The organism is Halorientalis marina (assembly GCF_023028345.1).
GTDB lineage: Archaea > Halobacteriota > Halobacteria > Halobacteriales > Haloarculaceae > Halorientalis > Halorientalis marina.
In genome coordinates, this window is record NZ_CP095487.1 from 356484 (window position 1) to 373479 (window position 16996).

A 16996-nucleotide genomic window follows, 5' to 3' on the forward strand; every position below is an offset into this window, starting at 1 on the left:
GCCGCTTTCCTCACTCCAGGCCCGCACCGACGGCGTCCTCGATGGTGTCGAACCCGTCCTCGTCGAGCAACTCCAGCAGGCCGCGGTTGATGTCCCGCGCGAGGCCCGGCCCCTCGTAGATCAGACCAGTGTAGAGCTGGACGAGGCTGGCGCCGGCGCGGATTTTGCGGTAGGCGTCCTCGGCGCTCGCGACGCCGCCGACGCCGACGACGGGGACGTCGGTCCGCTCGGCGACGAACCGGACCATCTCCGTCGCGCGCCCCTCGATGGGCTTCCCGGAGAGACCCCCCTTCTCCGCGCGGTGGGGGCTCCGGAGTGTGTCGGGGCGGTCGGTCGTCGTGTTCGCGGCCACGACGCCGTCCAGATCGAGCTCCGCGACGAGGTCGAGCGCGTCCGCGACGGCCGGGTCGGGCAGGTCCGGGGAGAGTTTCACCAGGAGTGGGGCCGCGCCGGCGTCTTTCAGTTCGCCGAGGATGGCCGCCATGGACTCGCGGTTCTGGAGTTCGCGAAACCCCTCCGAGTTGGGGCAGGAGACGTTGACGACGAAGAAGTCCCCTCGCTCGGCGACCTGCTCGTAGGTGTAGCGGTAGTCCGCGGGGGCGTCCTCGCTGTCGACGGTTTCGGTCTTGGCGATGTTGACGCCGACGGGCACGTCCACGTCGGTTTCGGCCAGGCGGGCGCCCACGGTGTCGGCGCCGTCGTTGTTCAGGCCCATCCGGTTGACGATTGCCGCGTCCTCGCGGAGGCGGAACATCCGCGGCCGCGGATTGCCCCCCTGTGGCTCGGCGGTGACGCCACCGACCTCGACGTGGCCGAATCCCAGCGCGGCGATGGCACCGGGGATCTCGGCGTTCTTGTCGAAGCCGGCGGCGACGCCGACGGGGTTGGGGAACGACTGGCCGAACGCGTCGACGCGCAGCCGCTCGTCGTCGACGGTGTAGTGAGATGCCAGCGGGCGCGCGAGGGGCGTGTCGTCCACGAGTTCGAGCGCGCGGTGCCCGAGACCGTGGGCGGTTTCGGCCGGGAGGCGAAACAACAGTGGTTTGGCGAGGTCGTAGAACACGCTACAGTCGTGCTCATCTCGGCGGTCCAGTGAGAAAAAGTGCCCGACTAGAACTCGTGTTCGACGTCCTCCGGATCGGCTTTCTGGATGATTATCTTGTTATCACGCACCCGCACGAAGACCTCGTCCCCGATATCCATGCCGGCAACGGCGAGTTCGTCCTCGTGCAGATTGATGTGGACGTTGTGGTACTCACCATCCTCGTCTTTGGCACCACTCGGACTCAGCTTCTTTTTTCGCACCATCGCGCTATCCTGTGTCGTCGTTCGCCACAGGATATACTTAAGTTTACCGTGCGAACCGACCGCCGCTGGCGCTCCACTGACCGGCGAGACACGCCGACAGCGCTGCGCGCGAACCGCGGCCGCGCACGATCTACCGCGAAAACCGCCCGATACTGGGGGTGTTCCGGGGAAACTCTCCACCAGTTTATGTCCTCTTATTTAAAATTAGTCCCCGACACCGACGCCCTCGGGGGGTATATTTATGATGGGTCATGTGCTGGATTGACACGGAGAGGCGAAAACCATGGCACGTGACCAGGATAAGCGCAACTTCGCGCTTCGAGACGACGACGGAACGGAAGACAGTGTGTTCTCGGGTGGCACACCCAGACAGGCGGCACTGAAGGCGGCACGGCGGCTCGACCCGGCCGATAGCGAGTCGAACGCCGACCGGACGACACTGCGGCTCCGCGAGAAGGGGACGCACAAGGTCCACATCTACGAGGGCTGGGCCTGGGAGGAGGACGCCCCGGACGACAAGCCCGACTGGATGCCTGGCGTCATCACGAAGGGCAACGTGGAAAAACAGGGTGTCGAACACCTCGAAGAGATCTGACCTCCTCCCGAGTCGTACATTTCTCTTTCACGCGTGCACGCGTGCGAACGAGTCATCGAATCACCTATCCTGCCGGCCGCCGAACCGATGGACGCGTGGCTCCCACCCGGCCCGACCACGCCAGCGTCGCAGGGAATGACCGGCCGGCCTCCTGCCACGTGCCATTCCTCCGTGACCGTCCCGTTGAGCACAGCTCCCGATCCGTGCCCGGCCGACTTACCAGAAAACACTCATGTGAACAGGGTGTCATTTCGGTGGGCGCGCGTGAGACACAGTCATGGGATCTCGTCACGATGCGCCCGTGGTTCGACGGGCTTAAGAGTATCACCCCCATCGGTAGAAATACGAACGCGGCGCGGTGGGGTCGACCCCGCCGGGCGGCGATCTGCATCGGAGCCCTTAAGTGCGATCGAGGGCTCGACGGTAAACACGGAGGATGGCTCCGGGTTGCGATTCCCGGCGTCCCCGAACCGACGCCCTTAAGTGTAACAGGGTGTTCGGATGTGATGCAGACGCGGCCTGGCCGGGGCCGATACCACCGGCCGCTCGGACCGACACACTCCGAAGGGTTTATGACCCTTCTCGGTGTACAGTTAGGTCCGAAGTGAATGAGGATTCCACCCCTGCGGTCCGCCGTATAGATGGGATCTGATGTTAGCCCTGGCAGTTCGGTGACACTCGGTCGGTCCGTGTGTCGTCGAACACCATACCTTCGATAGTACACACTCGTTTCGAGTGTGTGCCCGCCTAACCCCCCTGGGTTTCCCAGGGGACATTCCGGTTGATCCTGCCGGAGGCCATTGCTATCGGAGTCCGATTTAGCCATGCTAGTCGCACGGGTTTAGACCCGTGGCAGATAGCTCAGTAACACGTGGCCAAACTACCCTATGGATCGCGATAACCTCGGGAAACTGAGGCTAATCGCGAATACGGCTCCCATGCTGGAACAGCAGGGAGCTGGAAACGTTCCGGCGCCATAGGATGTGGCTGCGGCCGATTAGGTAGACGGTGGGGTAACGGCCCACCGTGCCGATAATCGGTACGGGTTGTGAGAGCAAGAGCCCGGAGACGGTATCTGAGACAAGATACCGGGCCCTACGGGGCGCAGCAGGCGCGAAACCTTTACACTGCACGACAGTGCGATAGGGGGACTCCGAGTGCGAGGGCATATAGTCCTCGCTTTTCTGCACCGTAAGGTGGTACAGGAACAAGTGCTGGGCAAGACCGGTGCCAGCCGCCGCGGTAATACCGGCAGCACGAGTGATGGCCGCTATTATTGGGCCTAAAGCGTCCGTAGCCGGCCGATCAAGTTCGTCGGGAAATCTGCCCGCTTAACGGGCAGGCGTCCGGCGAAAACTGATTGGCTTGGGGCCAGAAGACCTGAGGGGTACGTCCGGGGTAGGAGTGAAATCCCGTAATCCTGGACGGACCACCGGTGGCGAAAGCGCCTCAGGAAGATGGACCCGACGGTGAGGGACGAAAGCTAGGGTCTCGAACCGGATTAGATACCCGGGTAGTCCTAGCCGTAAACGATGCTCACTAGGTGTGGCGCAGGCTACGAGCCTGCGCTGTGCCGTAGGGAAGCCGTGAAGTGAGCCGCCTGGGAAGTACGTCCGCAAGGATGAAACTTAAAGGAATTGGCGGGGGAGCACTACAACCGGAGGAGCCTGCGGTTTAATTGGACTCAACGCCGGACATCTCACCAGCACCGACAGTAGTTGTGACGGTCAGGTTGATGACCTTACCCGAGCTACTGAGAGGAGGTGCATGGCCGCCGTCAGCTCGTACCGTGAGGCGTCCTGTTAAGTCAGGCAACGAGCGAGACCCGCACTCCTAGTTGCCAGCAGCATCTTGCGATGGCTGGGTACACTAGGAGGACTGCCGCTGCCAAAGCGGAGGAAGGAACGGGCAACGGTAGGTCAGTATGCCCCGAATGTGCTGGGCAACACGCGGGCTACAATGGCCGGGACAGTGGGAAGCCACCCCGAGAGGGGGCGCTAATCTCCGAAACCCGGTCGTAGTTCGGATTGCGGGCTGCAACTCGCCCGCATGAAGCTGGATTCGGTAGTAATCGCGTGTCAGAAGCGCGCGGTGAATACGTCCCTGCTCCTTGCACACACCGCCCGTCAAAGCACCCGAGTGAGGTCCGGATGAGGCCATCATGCGATGGTCGAATCTGGGCTTCGCAAGGGGGCTTAAGTCGTAACAAGGTAGCCGTAGGGGAATCTGCGGCTGGATCACCTCCTACTGATCGGGACTGAGGCTTCGCCTCAGCCCACCTTTCGGGTATGGATATCGACGCGCTCGAACCGACCGGGCACCTATGAACTGCCAGGGCTGACATTGTACGGCGGATCGGGCCCATAGCTCAGCGGCAGAGCGCCGCCTTTGCAAGGCGGAGGCCCTGGGTTCAAATCCCAGTGGGTCCATACCCCGTGCCCGTTCCAATCCGTGTCCCTTAAGTGGGACAGGGCGTTGCGAACAGGTACGGCAGACCGATGCACCACTCCGTGTGAACGTGGGTGGGAAGGGTTGATGCACGCACCGCGACCACCGGGCGTGCAGATGAAACTGTGTGTACGTGCGATCCAGGCGTCCACTGGACTCGTGCAGTTCGAGTCTCCAGCGACGTCGACTTGGAATCATTTCCGAGTCACATCCGGTTCGTGTGACAGCGAACCAACCAATGGCTACTATGCCAGCTGGTGAATAGCTCGGCTCAGGCGCCGACGAAGGACGTGCCAAGCTGCGATAAGCCGTGGGGACCCGCACGGAGGGGAAGAACCACGGATCTCCTAATAGGAATCCTCTTCGCAATTGCTTTGCGCAATGGGGAACGTCCCGAATTGAAACATCTCAGTAGGGACAGGAAAAGAAAACGAATGTGATGTCGTCAGTAACCGCGAGTGAACGCGACACAGCCCAAACCGAAGCCTTCGGGCAATGTGGTGTTCGGGCTGACTCTCATCACCGGATCGTCTCGACGAAGTCTCCTGGAACGGAGCGTGATACAGGGTGACAACCCCGTAATCGAGGCCAGTACGGTGTGCGTCAGTTCCAGAGTATCGGGGGTTGGAAATCCCTCGTGAAGATGGCAGGCATCGACTGCCAAGGCTAAATACGACCTGAGACCGATAGTGAACAAGTAGCGTGAGCGAACGCTGAAAAGCACCCTCAGAAGGGAGGTGCAATAGGGCTTGAAATCAGTTGGTGATGGAGCGACGGGGCATGAAAGGTCCCGTGGAAAACGACCGAGGAGCGATCCTCCAGTAGGACCCACGGGAAGCCGGTGTTCCGTCGTACGTTTTGAAAAACGAACCAGGGAGTGTACTTGTTTGGCGAGTCTAACCCGATTATCGGGGAAGGCACAGGGAAACCGACATGGCCGCAGCGCTTTGCGCCAGGGCCGCCGTGTTCAAGCGCGGGGAGTCAAACGGGTACGACCCGAAACCGGGTGATCTATGCGCGGGCAAGGTGAAGCGTGCCGAAAGGCGCGTGGAAGCCTGTTAGAGTTGGTGTCCTACAATACCCTCTCGTGACCTGCGTATAGGGGTGAAAGGCCCATCGAACCCGGAAACAGCTGGTTCCGACCGAAACATGTCGAAGCATGACCTCCGCCGAGGTAGTCCGTGGGGTAGAGAGACTGATTGCCGTGTCCGCCTCCGAGAGGAGTCGGCTCGGCTGTCAAACTCCGAACCTACGGACGCTGTCGACGCGGGGAGTCCGGTGTGCGGGGTAAGCCTGTGCACCGTGAGGGAGACAACCCAGAGTCGGGTTAAGGTCCCAAAGTGTGGACTAAGTGCGATTGAAGGTGGTCCCGAGCCCTAAACAGCCGGGAGGTGAGCTTAGAAGCAGCTACCCTCTAAGAAAAGCGTAACAGCTTACCGGCCGAGGTTCGGGGCGCCCAAAATGATCGGGGCTCAAGTCCACCACCGAGACCTGACCGCGCCCTTTGTCGGGCGATCGCGTAGGTCGGCGCTCCGATTGGGTGGAAGCTCGGGCGAGAGCTCGCGTGGACCGATCGGTGACGAAAATCCTGGTCATAGTAGCAGCGATAGTCGGGTTAGAATCCCGACGGCCGAACGGACAAGGTTTCCTCGGCACTGTTCGACAGCCGAGGGTTAGCCGGTCCTAAGTCCTATCGTAATTCGAGTAGGACGAAAGGGAAACTGGTTAATATTCCAGTGCCTCTCTGCAGTGAAACCGACGCCTCGGGGTCGACCAGGCCGGGCCTTCGCCCGGTCGAACCGTCCAAATCCGTGGAAGCCGTAACGGCACGAAGCGGACGAACGGCGGGATAGCGCAAGCTGGTTCAACCTGGGGCCCGTGAAAAGGGAGCAGAGAGTCCGTACCAAGATCCGACACAGGTGTCCGTGGCGGCGAAAGCCAAGGCCTGTCGGGAGCAACCGACGTTAGGGAATTCGGCAAGTTAGTCCCGTAAGTTCGCGATAAGGGATGCCTGCTCGGGAAACGAGCAGGTCGCAGTGACTCGGGCGCTCCGACTGTCTAGTAACAACATAGGTGACCGCAAATCCGCAAGGACTCGTACGGTCACTGAATCCTGCCCAGTGCGGGTATCTGAACACCTAGTACAATAGGACGAAGGACCCGTCAACGGCGGGGGTAACTATGACCCTCTTAAGGTAGCGTAGTACCTTGCCGCTTCAGTAGCGGCTTGCATGAATGGATTAACGAGAGCGCCACTGTCCCAACGTTGGGCCCGGTGAACTGTACGTTCCAGTGCGGAGTCTGGAGACCCCCAAGGGGAAGCGAAGACCCTATGGAGCTTTACTGCAGGCTGTCGCTGGGACATGGTCGCTGATGTGCAGCATAGGTAGGAGCCGTTACAGAGGTACCCGCGCTAGCGGATCACCCAGGCATCAGTGAAATACTACCCGTCAGTGACTGTGACCCTCACTCCGGGAGGAGGACACCGATAGCCGGGCAGTTTGACTGGGGCGGTACGCGCTTGAAAAGATATCGAGCGCGCCCTAAGGCCATCTCATCCGGGACAGGAACCCGGAGAAGAGCGCAAGAGCAAAAGATGGCTTGACAGTGTCCCGCCCAACGAGGGACGCTGACGCGAAAGCGTGGTCTAGCGAACCAATGCGCCTGCTTGATGCGGGCCATTGATGACAGAAAAGCTACCCTAGGGATAACAGAGTCGTCACCGGCAAGAGCACATATCGACCCGGTGGCTTGCTACCTCGATGTCGGTTCCCTCCATCCTGCCCGTGCAGAAGCGGGCAAGGGTGAGGTTGTTCGCCTATTAAAGGAGGTCGTGAGCTGGGTTTAGACCGTCGTGAGACAGGTCGGCTGCTATCTATTGGGGGTGTCATGGTACCTGACGGGAACGTCCGTATAGTACGAGAGGAACTACGGATGGTCGCCACTGGTGTACCGGTTGTCCGAGAGGGCATGTGCCGGGCAGCCACGCGACACGGGGTAAGAGCTGAACGCATCTAAGCTCGAAACCCACCTGGAAAAGAGGTACCGCCGAGATCACTCGTAGAAGACGAGTTCGATAGACTCGGGGTGTACGCACCGAGGTGACGAGGTGTTTAGCCCGCGAGCACTAACAGATCGAAGCCACCATTCATCCGCGCTGCAGACTCGATTGCACGAGTCCAGGCGCAAACTGGATCGCACGTACTACACGGTTACACCACTGAAAGCCGAGAGCCTTTCAAGCCTCGAACTGCGCACGCAGTTCGAGACACCGACATTGGAGCATCGCGGTTCGACTCCGCGAGTCGGCGTTAAGGCGGCCACAGCGGCGGGGCAACTCCCGTACCCATCCCGAACACGGAAGATAAGCCCGCCAGCGTTCCGGGGCCTACTGGAGTGCGCGAGCCTCTGGGAGACCCGGTTCGCCGCCTGCCATTCATTCAACCCCCACCAGCGTCCGCTGGTGGGGGTTTTTCATTTCGAACACCCAGCAACAGCACTTCGGTTGAGAGTTCCCACATTTATGCTCCCGTAGCCCCACGACGTGTGTATGACTGTCACACAGTCCCCGGACCCCGGGTTCGCCGAGACGGAGACACACAGGATGATCAGGGAGACGGCGCGGGAGGTCGCGTCGAACTACGACGACGACTACTGGCGGACGGTGACGGACGAGAAGCGTGCGCCGACGGAGTTCTGGCAGGACTGTGCGGACGCGGGCTTTCTCGGGACGACGGTGCCGGAGGAGTACGGCGGCGAGGGGATGGGCGTCCAGGAACTGGTGACGGTCGTCGAGGAACTGGTCGCTAACGGCTGTCTCGGGGCGGAGATGCTGTTCGTGGTGAACGTGGTGTTCGGAGCGGTGACGCTGACGGAACACGGGTCCGAGGAACAGAAAGAGGAGCTCCTGCGGCCGCTGGTCGAGGGTGACCTGAAGTTCTGTATGGCGCTGACGGAACCGAACGCGGGGCACAACGCGCCGAACATGGAGACGTTCGCCGACCAGCAAGACGACGGGTCGTACCTGATAAACGGCTCGAAGCAGTGGATCAGCGGGGTCGACCGCGCGGACAAGATGCTGCTGGTGGCGCGGACGACGCCGAAGGAGGAGGTGGACAAGCGGACGAACGGGATTACGCTGTTTTTGGCGGACCCACAGGACCCGAACATCGAGCGGCGGGAACTGGACGTGGGGATTCCGACGCCGGAAAAACAGTTCGAGTTGTCGCTCGACGACTACGTGGCGAGCGAGGAGGACATCATCGGGACGAAGGAGATGGGGCTGTACCAGTTGTTCGATACGGTAAACCCCGAGCGGCTCGTGGGGTCGGCGGGTGCGATCGGCATCGGTCGGAACGCGCTGGATCGCGCGGTCGAGTACGCGAAAGACAGGAACGTCTTCGACCAGCCCATCGGGGCGCACCAGGCGATCCAGCACCCGCTGGCGGAGTCGTACTCGCAACTGGAGGCGGCGAAACTGCTGGTTCAAAAGGCGGCGTGGATGATGGACAACACGTCGGACCCGAAGAAGACCTCGGAAGTGTCCAACCTGGCGAAACTGCGTGCGACGGAGGCGGGCCACGAGGCGACGGACGTGGCCGTCCAGACACACGGCGGCAACGGGTTCAGCCGTGACTACATGGTGATCGAACTCTGGAAGGGGAGCAGGCTGGCGACGGTGGCGCCGGGCTCCTCGGAGATGATGCGCAACCACATCGCCGAGCACACGCTGGGGCTGCCCCGCTCCTACTAAACCACCATTTTCCCGCTCGGGTGGCCTCCGGCCACCACTCGCGGCGAAAACGTGGCTCCCGTGAGTGACCGGCGGGAACGAACGGGTTCGTACGGAAATCGAAAATTTCCGTGACGCCAGGAACGCGTCGCGTTCCTGAGCAGCTCGGAAGACGAACGGAGTGCGTCTTCCGGTGGCGAAAAACTGCCGGACGCTCGGCACACTCGCGTCCGGTGAACCGCCTCGCGCTCGGCGGATGCTGGTTTTTTCGTCGCCACGCCAGACCGCTACGCTTAAACAGATTCCTCGGATACTGTCGACTGCGCCAAGGTGGCAGAGTCTGGCCGAACGCGTCCGCCTGCAGAGCGGATCATCGCCGGTTCAAATCCGGCCCTTGGCTCTCACACGTTTCCCTAAAGCCCAAGACGACTACCGGTAGGTGTCTTTTTGGGTGCGATACGATCGAGCTCCGAGAGGCACACATGGTGGCCACGTGCTGGAGGAGTCTCATCCTCTCACTTTCCTCAGAGATGGCGCTACTCGTCGAGGACTTCCGCGACGCTTTCGACGGGGGCGTAGTAGCCACGCGTTTCGCGCCACGTATCGAGCCATTCGTCCGCCGTTTCTCTGTCGATGTGTCCACGTTCGATGCCGAGCACGAGTATGCCGATCGACCCGGTGACTGGCACGTCCCGGTCGTCCGCGAGGCGGCGTGCAGCAAGGTCGTCAGTCGCAAGTGTCCCATCGTGCTCGACTGCACCGCGTAACGCGTCCGCCTCGCCAGCATCGAGTCGCTCGCGGAACTGCTCACCCTCCGTTTCAGGTGAGACGTCACTGACGCGAAGCCCATCCCCGAACGCTTCCACTGCGCTGTCGAGGTAGTCGTGTCCGAACTGTCGCCCCTGTTCGATTTCGTCACGGACCGCTGGTACGACCACTGGTGATTCGAGCACCGGCACGAGGAACTCGATCGAGTCCGTGCTGGCGAAATTGCTGATGACGGTCGCGTCGAGAAAGAGCGGGTCCGGGTGTTCGTCCGGCATCTATTCGTCGCGGTCTCGCGCCACGTCGAGTTCCCGCTGTAACTCGTCGTCCGTGCGTGGACCGTATAGTGACGTGAACCCCGCGTCCTCCAGTAGCTCCTCGAACTCCCAGCGAGACATACCCGCCTCTTCGGCGGCTCGAGCGAGCGAGAGTTCACCGAGCACGTACTGCCCGACGGCGGTCGCCAGCTCGTCGGTCGGTTCGCGACTGGTGGACGCCATCTACGCATATGTCGGGTCTACGGGCGTAATAATCTATCGTGGGTCGTTCCCGAATCGAAGAATTTGCATTCATCTTTCCCTTACAACTCAAGGCTAAAGCCCCTGTTCAACCGTTTTTCTGGTGTGTTACGTGGTGAATTTATCTGGCGCAACCACTCATCTTACTTGAAAACCTGCCTCAATTCGGGCCCTTGGCTTGAGACACCACGTCGCGAGCGACAGCCACGGCAATCTGCCACCGCCGAGCGGGCGTCAGGAGCGCGCCAGCGTTACGCCGTCGTCGGACCGGTCGGGTTCGGGGTCGGGTGCGACCGGGAGCGGCGAAACGCCAGGCGGCGACGATGTTCCGTTGTCGCTACCGGGACCGTCGAGGGAGACGCTCGGTCCCGGGATGTGAATCTCGATGCCGAACGCGGGGATCGGCGACCCGTCGCTATCGGCACCGACCACGGAGCCAAGGCTACTGACCCCGAGGACGAGTCCGAGCAGGAGGACGGCGACGAGGAGGAGACGCCGTCCGATTCCGTCTCCGTTCAACATCGATCGTACAGAAATGTACCGAGAAACGAATTAAAGACTTCGTTCCACTGTCCGCGGAGCGTTCCACGCCACGATCAGAGGTCCAGGATGCGCTGGACGGTCGGCATCTCGGCGACGGTGTCGTCTTCCCTGTACGTCTGTTTCGCCATGAGCTGCTCGACTGCGCCGCTCCCGTTCTGGAACTCGGTCGCGGCCGTGGAGAGGTCCTCGGTGCCTTCGACGAGCGTGGCGAGTCTGTTGCCGAAGATTTCGACGAGGTCGCCGAGGGCTCCGGGGGCGTCGAGTACGTCCCACTCCGAACGGACGACGTTGAACTGTTCGACGGCGTCGTCGAGGTAGCCGGACGCGGCGGCGTAGTTCTCCTTGCTGTACGCGTCGACGCCGTCGCCGAAGGCACGGAACCCGGCGCCGAGTTCCGAGAGCCTGTCGGGGAGGTCGTTCTCCAGGGCGGCCTCGAGGGCATCGAACTGGTCGCGTTTCTCCCGGTACTCGCTGCCGTCCATGAACGAGACCGTCTCGAAATCCCCCGGTCGGACGTTCGTCCGGAGGGAGTTGACGGCCGTGGAGATCCTGTCGGCTGCGCTGTCGGCGTCCCGGAGCTGTCGTCGGGCCGCTCCCGCGTCCTCGTCGGCGAAGATCGTCTCGAAGGCGCGGTCGACGCTCTCGTATCCATCCGCGGCCGCGGCCTGTGCAATCGCCAGGCGTTCGAGTGCGGTCCCGACGTCGCGGAGTCGCTCGACGAGCGACTCCTCGCTCCGGGACGGGCCGCTGGCCGCGGCGCGGTCGAGCGCGGCGTCGGCCTGGGTCGTCCGCCGACGGACGGGGCCGGCGTCGAACCCCGACCCGGATTCGACGTACCTGAGCGAACGCGCGCTCGAGTCGTCGTCCCCACCCTGTTCGAGGTAGGCGTCGTAGGCCCGCGAGAGCGCCTCCCGCGCGTCCGCGATGTGGTCTGCCGTGTCGGGTTCCGGCGTCGCGGTCTCGGTCGGCTGCTCGGTCGTTTCGGTCGGCTGCTCGGCCGTTTCGGTCGGCTGCTCGGCCGTTTCGGTCGGCTGCTCGGCCGTTTCGGTCGGTGGGTCCGTCGTGGTGGGCGCCGAGGTGCGCGTTGCCGTCCCCCGCGTCGCCGTCGGCGTCCCGGTGCCGTCCGCGGCCGGCGTGTCCCCCCCGTCGCTCGCCGAATTACAGCCGGCGAACGTAACTGCCAGCAGAGCCAGATAGCGGCGCCGTTGCATACGCGTGCCCGCCTGTTTCCTCAGTTATAACACTTCCTGTAAAACTGCTCTATCGTTGATATTTTTGGCGGTTGTCGACCCGAAACCAAGGGGTTCCGTGGGGCGAGCGCCGGTCGATTGCCTCACTCGCGGCCGGCGGTCCGAACGCCGTCTCAAGGACGCTGGCGGGTGACGAAAAACATAGGTCCCGTCGGTGAGACGTGGAAACGATGCCCTCCAGACGCAGATTCATCGCGGCAGTGAGCGGTGCCACCCTCGTCGCCGGTTGCGGGAGTTCGCCGACGGCGGACCGGCCGCCCACGCCGTCGGACCCGTCGTTCGACCCGACCAGACACGTCGCTGGCGCCGACGGGGAGTGGTCCAGTTTCGGCTGTAACGCCTCGAACACCAGGGAAGTCCACGACGGGCGGGCCCCGGTCGACGGCCTCTCCGAGCGCTGGCGCGTCGCGATCCCGTCCCTCCAGCAGCGCGCGCCCGTCGTCGCCGGCGGGCGGGTGTTCCTGCCGGGTCCCCAGGGGCTGCGCGTGTTCGACGCCGAGGACGGATCGTCGCTGTGGCGCGCTCCGGCGGTCGAGCGCCCCCCGCTGGTTCGCGACGGGACGGCCTACGTCGCCGACGGCGATGCCGACGCGCTCCGCGCGCTCGACGCGGCGTCCGGTGACGAACGGTGGGCGGTTCCCGTCGACGGCGAGCCGGCCGCCCCGTCGATGTACCCCGGCCGGCCGCTCGTGTTCGGCGTCGGGGAGACCGTCCACGCGGTCGACCCGGAGACGCGGGAGACGGTCTGGACGCGGGACGTGTTCGGCGAGGTACTCGGTCACGCGCCAGTGTTCATGGGCCACTCCGTCGTCGCGGCGACAACCGCGGGGGAGGTGTCCCTGCTCCGGCTCGACGACGGGCACGGAGTGCGCCGCTGGCGCCTGCCCGCGACGCCGGTGGCACCGCCGTCTGCCGACACGGACTCCGTGTACGTCTCCTGCCGGGACGGGACGACCTACGCGCTCGGTGACGACAGCGCCCCGCGCGGCGGAGTCCTGTGGACCGCCGACACCGGGTGGGCCGAACGCGGAATCGCGGTGGCGGCCGGCCAGGTCGTCGTCGCGGACGGGTCGACGCTCACGGCGGTCGACGCCGAGAGCGGCGAGACCCGCTGGACCCACGGGATGGGCGACTGGCGCCACACCGCACCCTGCTACGGGCGCGACACGCTGTTCGTCGGCGGCGACCGCCTGTGGGCCCTCGACCCGACGCCGTCCGGCGGGGCCGGGCCGGCCGTCCGGTTCGAGCGCTCCTTCGCCGGGCGCGTCGGCCCCGGCCCGGTCGTCGACGACGGCCGGCTCTACGTCGTCGCGGAGACGGCGCCGGACACCCACCACCTGCTGGCGTTCGACGGCACCTGACTCGCGATGTCGGTGGCTATAGGAGTGTCGCGTGCGTGGGGCCACGCGATGCGCGCCGACCGCCGCCGTGCCCTGCTGGTCGCGGTCCCCTGTGTCCTCCTCCTGACGGCCGGCATCGGGCTGCTGGCGACGCCGGCGCTCCTCGACGGTGGTGGCAACGAGAGCACGTACAACGGCTCGGCGCGCTTCGAGCGAGCCCACGACGCCGGCGTCACTGGCGAGGGCGTCAGCGTCGGCGTCGTCGACGTGACCGGGTTCGACACCGCGGCCCCGGCGCTCCGGGGGCACGTCGCCGCGGCCCGGGCGTTCGGTTCGGGTGCCACCGTCGACAACGGCGGGCGGGACGCCCACGGGACGGCCGCGGCGTCGGTCGTCGCCCGCGTCGCCCCCGACGCGGACCTCTATCTCGCCTCCTTCGAGTCGCCCCGCAGCTACGAGGACGCGATCCGCTGGCTCCGCGCGAAGGACGTGGACGTGATCGTCGCGCCCGTCTCATTCTACGGGACCGCCGGCGACGGGAGCGCCGAGAGCGCGCGCCTCGCGAGCGCCGTCGCCGACTCGGGGACCGTCTTCGTCGCGCCGGCCGGCAACCTCGGGCGGAGCCACTGGGTCGGCCGGTACGACGACGTGCGCGACGGCCGCCTCCAGTTCGCCGGCGGGGCCCGGAACTACCTCGCCGGCGAGCGCCGCCGCGTCACCGTCTGGCTCTCCTGGGACCGCGAGCACGCCGCCGAGGACTACACCGTCGAACTCTACCGCGCGACCGGTGACGGGCCACAACTCGTCGCCCGCTCCCAGCCCGACCGGGGCGACGACGTGCCCAACGAGCGCATCGTCGCCCGTCCACAGCCCGGCACCTACTACCTCAGCGTCACCGGCCCCGACGAGCCGACGGGGGCGCGGCTGGAGCTGTCCTCGCCGACCCACCGGCTCCAGTACGTCCGCCCGAGCGGGAGCGTCGTCGCGCCGGGGACCGCGCCCGAAGCCCTCACCGTCGGCGCGTACGACCCGAACGCCTCCCGCGCCGAGCCGTACAGCTCCCGCGGCCCCACCGCCGACGGCCGCCTCGGCGTGGACGTGGTCGCGCCCGACCGCAACGTCTCCAGCACGCCACCGGGGTTCACCGGCTCGTCGGCGGCCGCGCCCTACGTCGGCGGCGTCGCCGCCCTGCTCCTGCAGGCCGACCCGGACCGCGACCCCGCCGCGGTCGAGTCGCTCCTGGAGCGGACGGCCGTGGACGTGGGGCCCGAGGGAGCCGACTTCGGCGCGGGCCACGGCCTGGTCGAACCGTGGGCGGCGGTCCGGGCCGCACGCAACGCCAGCGCGGAGGGTTAAATCGTGTTTGTAGCCAGGGGGAGGTCTTTGTAAGCACGGCCTGATCTTCGAACCGAGAACGATGTCGAGCATGATCGAGCGCCTCCAGACGGGGACCGCGAGCCCGGACGAGCAGCTCCGCGTCCTCGACGTGGACGGCGAGGAGACCGACGAGGTCATCGACGCGCTGTCCTCGGAGACGAGCCGGGCGATGTTCCGGACGCTGTTCGAGAAGCCGGCGACCCCCTCGGAGATCGCCGAGCGGGTCGATACCTCCGTCCAGAACGTCAACTACCACGTCTCGAATCTGGAGACCGCGGGGCTGGTCGAACCAATCGACACCCGCTACTCGGAGAAGGGCAACGAGATGACGGTCTACGGGCCGGCGACGGACCCGCTCGTGTTCGTCGGCAACCACGACATCCGCCCGCGGGTCGAGCGGTCGCTGTCGAACGTCGTCTCCGGGCTGGCCGTGCTGGGACTGGCCTCCCTGTTCGTCCAGTGGGGGGCAGAGCGGCTGGTCGACAGCCCGAACGGGGCCGGCGCGGTCGGACCGGCGAGCCCCGGCGCCACGTCGGAGTGGACGCTCACCTGGCTGATTTTCGAGGTTCTCGAACCCGGTCTGCTCTTTTTCGTCGGCTGTCTGCTCGTCCTCTCGGTCGTGGTCCTGGCGACGGAACGGTAGTTCAGGAGCGTGTCACTCCGAGGACGACGGCGATGCCGACCACGGCGAGGACGCCGCCGAGCGCGATGGCGCCGAGGCCGCTGGCGAACTGCTGACCGCCGACGCCATCGGTCGGCTCGACCGACGGGCTCGCCCGCGGCGTGGTGGCGTTCGACCCGTTCGTCTTCAGGACCTGGAGTGCGCCCACGTCGTCGCCGTCGCCGTCGCCCGTCGTGCTCGTCCCGTTCCAGACCGTGATGTCGTACGTCTCGGCGGGAAGCGGGCTGGTGCGGTCGGTCTCCCGCGAGACGGTTACGCTGTCGGCGTCGCTGACCGCCACCGTCGGTGCCGACGTGCCGGCGTTGTGCGGATAAAAGAGGAGCGCGATTCGGTCGTCACCGTTCTCGTCGCGGACCGTCGCTTCGAGGCGGTAGCCCTGCGCCTCGGTCCCGACGGCGACGGTCGCCGCGTCCCGGACGTTCAGCGGAATCCGTGCCGCCCCGCCCGGTCGCGCTCGCACGACGGGTCGTGCCAGGAGCGACTCGTCGTCGGGCCAGTCCGGCGTCCCGGTCGCGGGGTCGTCCTCGCCGCCGGCGTCGTCGCCGCTCGGACAGGCCGTGCACTCCCGGACGACGAGCGTCCCGACGTCGACCTCCGGCGCGTTCGGCCCCGTCCCGTCGGTGACGCTCATGTCGTAGTCCGCCGGGCCGAGGCGACCGTCGACGGTTTCCTCCGCGCGGACCGTCGCCTCGTCGTCCCCCACGGCGATGACCGGCGACCTGCCGGGGCCCGTGGCCGTGGTGTCGAGCAGGAACACGACCCGGCCGTCGCCGTTCTCGTCCCGGCCGGTCACGGTCACGCGGTACCCGGCCCCCTCGATGGAGAGCGTGACCGGGCCATCGTCGGGGACGGCCACCGGGACGCGTGCGGTCTCACCCTCGGTCGTCATGACGATGGCGTCCGTGAGCCACTCGTCGCCGGTCGCCGGGTCGTCGTCCCCGGGCGTCGGCGTCCCTTCACAGTCGCGGTCACACTCCCCGACGACGCCGACCGTGGACGCGAGGTCGGTCCCGTTGTGCAACAGCGTCGCCTCGAACGTCGACCCGGGGGGCACCTCGCTCAGGTCGACGAGCGCGGTGGCCTCGCCGTCGGGACCGACCGTCGCCTGCGGCGAGCGCAGGAACGGGCTACTCCCGGTGGACCTGATCCGGAGCGTGACGACCGCACCCTGGGACAGCGAGGTGTCGACGACGACTTCCTGGCTCGCGCTCGCGTCGAGCGACAGGCGCTCGCCCGCCGTCACGAAGGAGGCGTTGGTCGAGTTGTCCGCGACGGCCACTGCGTTCCCCGACGCGATGGCCGTCAGCGCCACGACCGCGACGGCGACCGCCACGACCCCCGCGAGCGCCCGCCCAGGCCGGCTGCCGCCGTCGTCCACTCGTGTCATCTACCGGTCAGTCGAACACCGAGTACAAAAGCCCCACCGGACGCTGAAATC

General features: G+C 65.4%; 12 protein-coding genes, 2 tRNA genes and 3 rRNA genes. 10 read left to right on the forward strand and 7 right to left on the reverse strand.

The genetic code is table 11. The features are described 5' to 3' along the window. Positions 1 to 10: 10 nt before the first annotated feature. Positions 11 to 1063 carry a quinone-dependent dihydroorotate dehydrogenase gene (locus tag MUG96_RS01900; protein ID WP_246985997.1) on the reverse strand — a complete coding sequence of 351 codons (1053 nt, stop codon included), beginning with the start codon at positions 1061 to 1063 and terminating at the stop codon, positions 11 to 13. 47 nt (positions 1064 to 1110) lie between these two features. Beyond that, positions 1111 to 1308: a hypothetical protein gene (locus MUG96_RS01905; RefSeq protein WP_157513335.1), complete on the reverse strand. Its 198-nt coding sequence runs from the start codon at positions 1306 to 1308 to the stop codon at positions 1111 to 1113. Positions 1309 to 1591: 283 nt separating this feature from the next. Between MUG96_RS01905 and MUG96_RS01910 the strand changes: the two genes are divergently transcribed. From MUG96_RS01910 to MUG96_RS01940, 7 genes are all read left to right on the forward strand, one after another. Further along, entirely contained in the window at positions 1592 to 1903 is a 312-nt protein-coding gene (locus MUG96_RS01910; protein WP_246985999.1) for a non-histone chromosomal MC1 family protein, read from the forward strand. Between the two features lie 774 nt (positions 1904 to 2677). Then, positions 2678 to 4149, forward strand: a 16S ribosomal RNA gene (locus MUG96_RS01915). Positions 4150 to 4260: 111 nt separating this feature from the next. Beyond that, positions 4261 to 4332, forward strand: a tRNA-Ala gene (locus MUG96_RS01920). A 252-nt stretch (positions 4333 to 4584) separates the two neighbouring features. Then, positions 4585 to 7501 (forward strand): 23S ribosomal RNA (locus MUG96_RS01925). A gap of 162 nt (positions 7502 to 7663) precedes the next feature. Beyond that, positions 7664 to 7785, forward strand: a 5S ribosomal RNA gene (rrf, locus tag MUG96_RS01930). The 16S, 23S and 5S rRNA genes sit together here with 1 tRNA gene alongside, the layout of an rRNA operon. Positions 7786 to 7901: 116 nt before the next feature. Further along, on the forward strand, positions 7902 to 9104 hold the full coding sequence (locus tag MUG96_RS01935; RefSeq protein ID WP_246986000.1) for an acyl-CoA dehydrogenase family protein: 1203 nt from the start codon (positions 7902 to 7904) through the stop codon (positions 9102 to 9104). Between the two features lie 303 nt (positions 9105 to 9407). Beyond that, a tRNA-Cys gene (locus MUG96_RS01940) sits at positions 9408 to 9483 on the forward strand. 136 nt (positions 9484 to 9619) lie between these two features. Here the strand turns inward: MUG96_RS01940 and MUG96_RS01945 are convergent. The 4 genes from MUG96_RS01945 to MUG96_RS01960 form a co-directional block, all read right to left on the reverse strand. Beyond that, positions 9620 to 10126: a PIN domain-containing protein gene (locus tag MUG96_RS01945; protein WP_246986003.1), complete on the reverse strand. Its 507-nt coding sequence runs from the start codon at positions 10124 to 10126 to the stop codon at positions 9620 to 9622. Next, a complete protein-coding gene (locus MUG96_RS01950; RefSeq protein ID WP_246986005.1) occupies positions 10127 to 10348 on the reverse strand; it encodes a UPF0175 family protein in 222 nt (73 codons plus the stop codon). Between the two features lie 252 nt (positions 10349 to 10600). Next, on the reverse strand, positions 10601 to 10888 hold the full coding sequence (locus MUG96_RS01955) for a hypothetical protein (RefSeq protein WP_246986007.1): 288 nt from the start codon (positions 10886 to 10888) through the stop codon (positions 10601 to 10603). Positions 10889 to 10962: 74 nt separating this feature from the next. Further along, positions 10963 to 12120, reverse strand: coding sequence for a hypothetical protein (locus MUG96_RS01960; protein WP_246986009.1), 1158 nt, complete (start codon positions 12118 to 12120; stop codon positions 10963 to 10965). Positions 12121 to 12329: 209 nt separating this feature from the next. Between MUG96_RS01960 and MUG96_RS01965 the strand changes: the two genes are divergently transcribed. The 3 genes from MUG96_RS01965 (at position 12330) to MUG96_RS01975 (ending at position 15519) form a co-directional block, all read left to right on the forward strand. Further along, positions 12330 to 13520, forward strand: a complete 1191-nt coding sequence (locus MUG96_RS01965; protein WP_246986011.1) for an outer membrane protein assembly factor BamB family protein — start codon at positions 12330 to 12332, stop codon at positions 13518 to 13520. A gap of 48 nt (positions 13521 to 13568) precedes the next feature. After that, entirely contained in the window at positions 13569 to 14855 is a 1287-nt protein-coding gene (locus MUG96_RS01970; RefSeq protein ID WP_246986012.1) for a S8 family serine peptidase, read from the forward strand. A gap of 61 nt (positions 14856 to 14916) precedes the next feature. Beyond that, complete coding sequence (locus tag MUG96_RS01975) at positions 14917 to 15519, forward strand: ArsR/SmtB family transcription factor (protein ID WP_246986014.1); 603 nt, start codon at positions 14917 to 14919, stop codon at positions 15517 to 15519. 1 nt (position 15520) lies between these two features. Here the strand turns inward: MUG96_RS01975 and MUG96_RS01980 are convergent, their stop codons facing one another. Beyond that, positions 15521 to 16945 (reverse strand): BGTF surface domain-containing protein, encoded by a 1425-nt coding sequence (locus tag MUG96_RS01980; RefSeq protein WP_246986016.1) that lies wholly within the window; start codon positions 16943 to 16945, stop codon positions 15521 to 15523. Between the last annotated feature and the right edge of the window lie 51 nt (positions 16946 to 16996).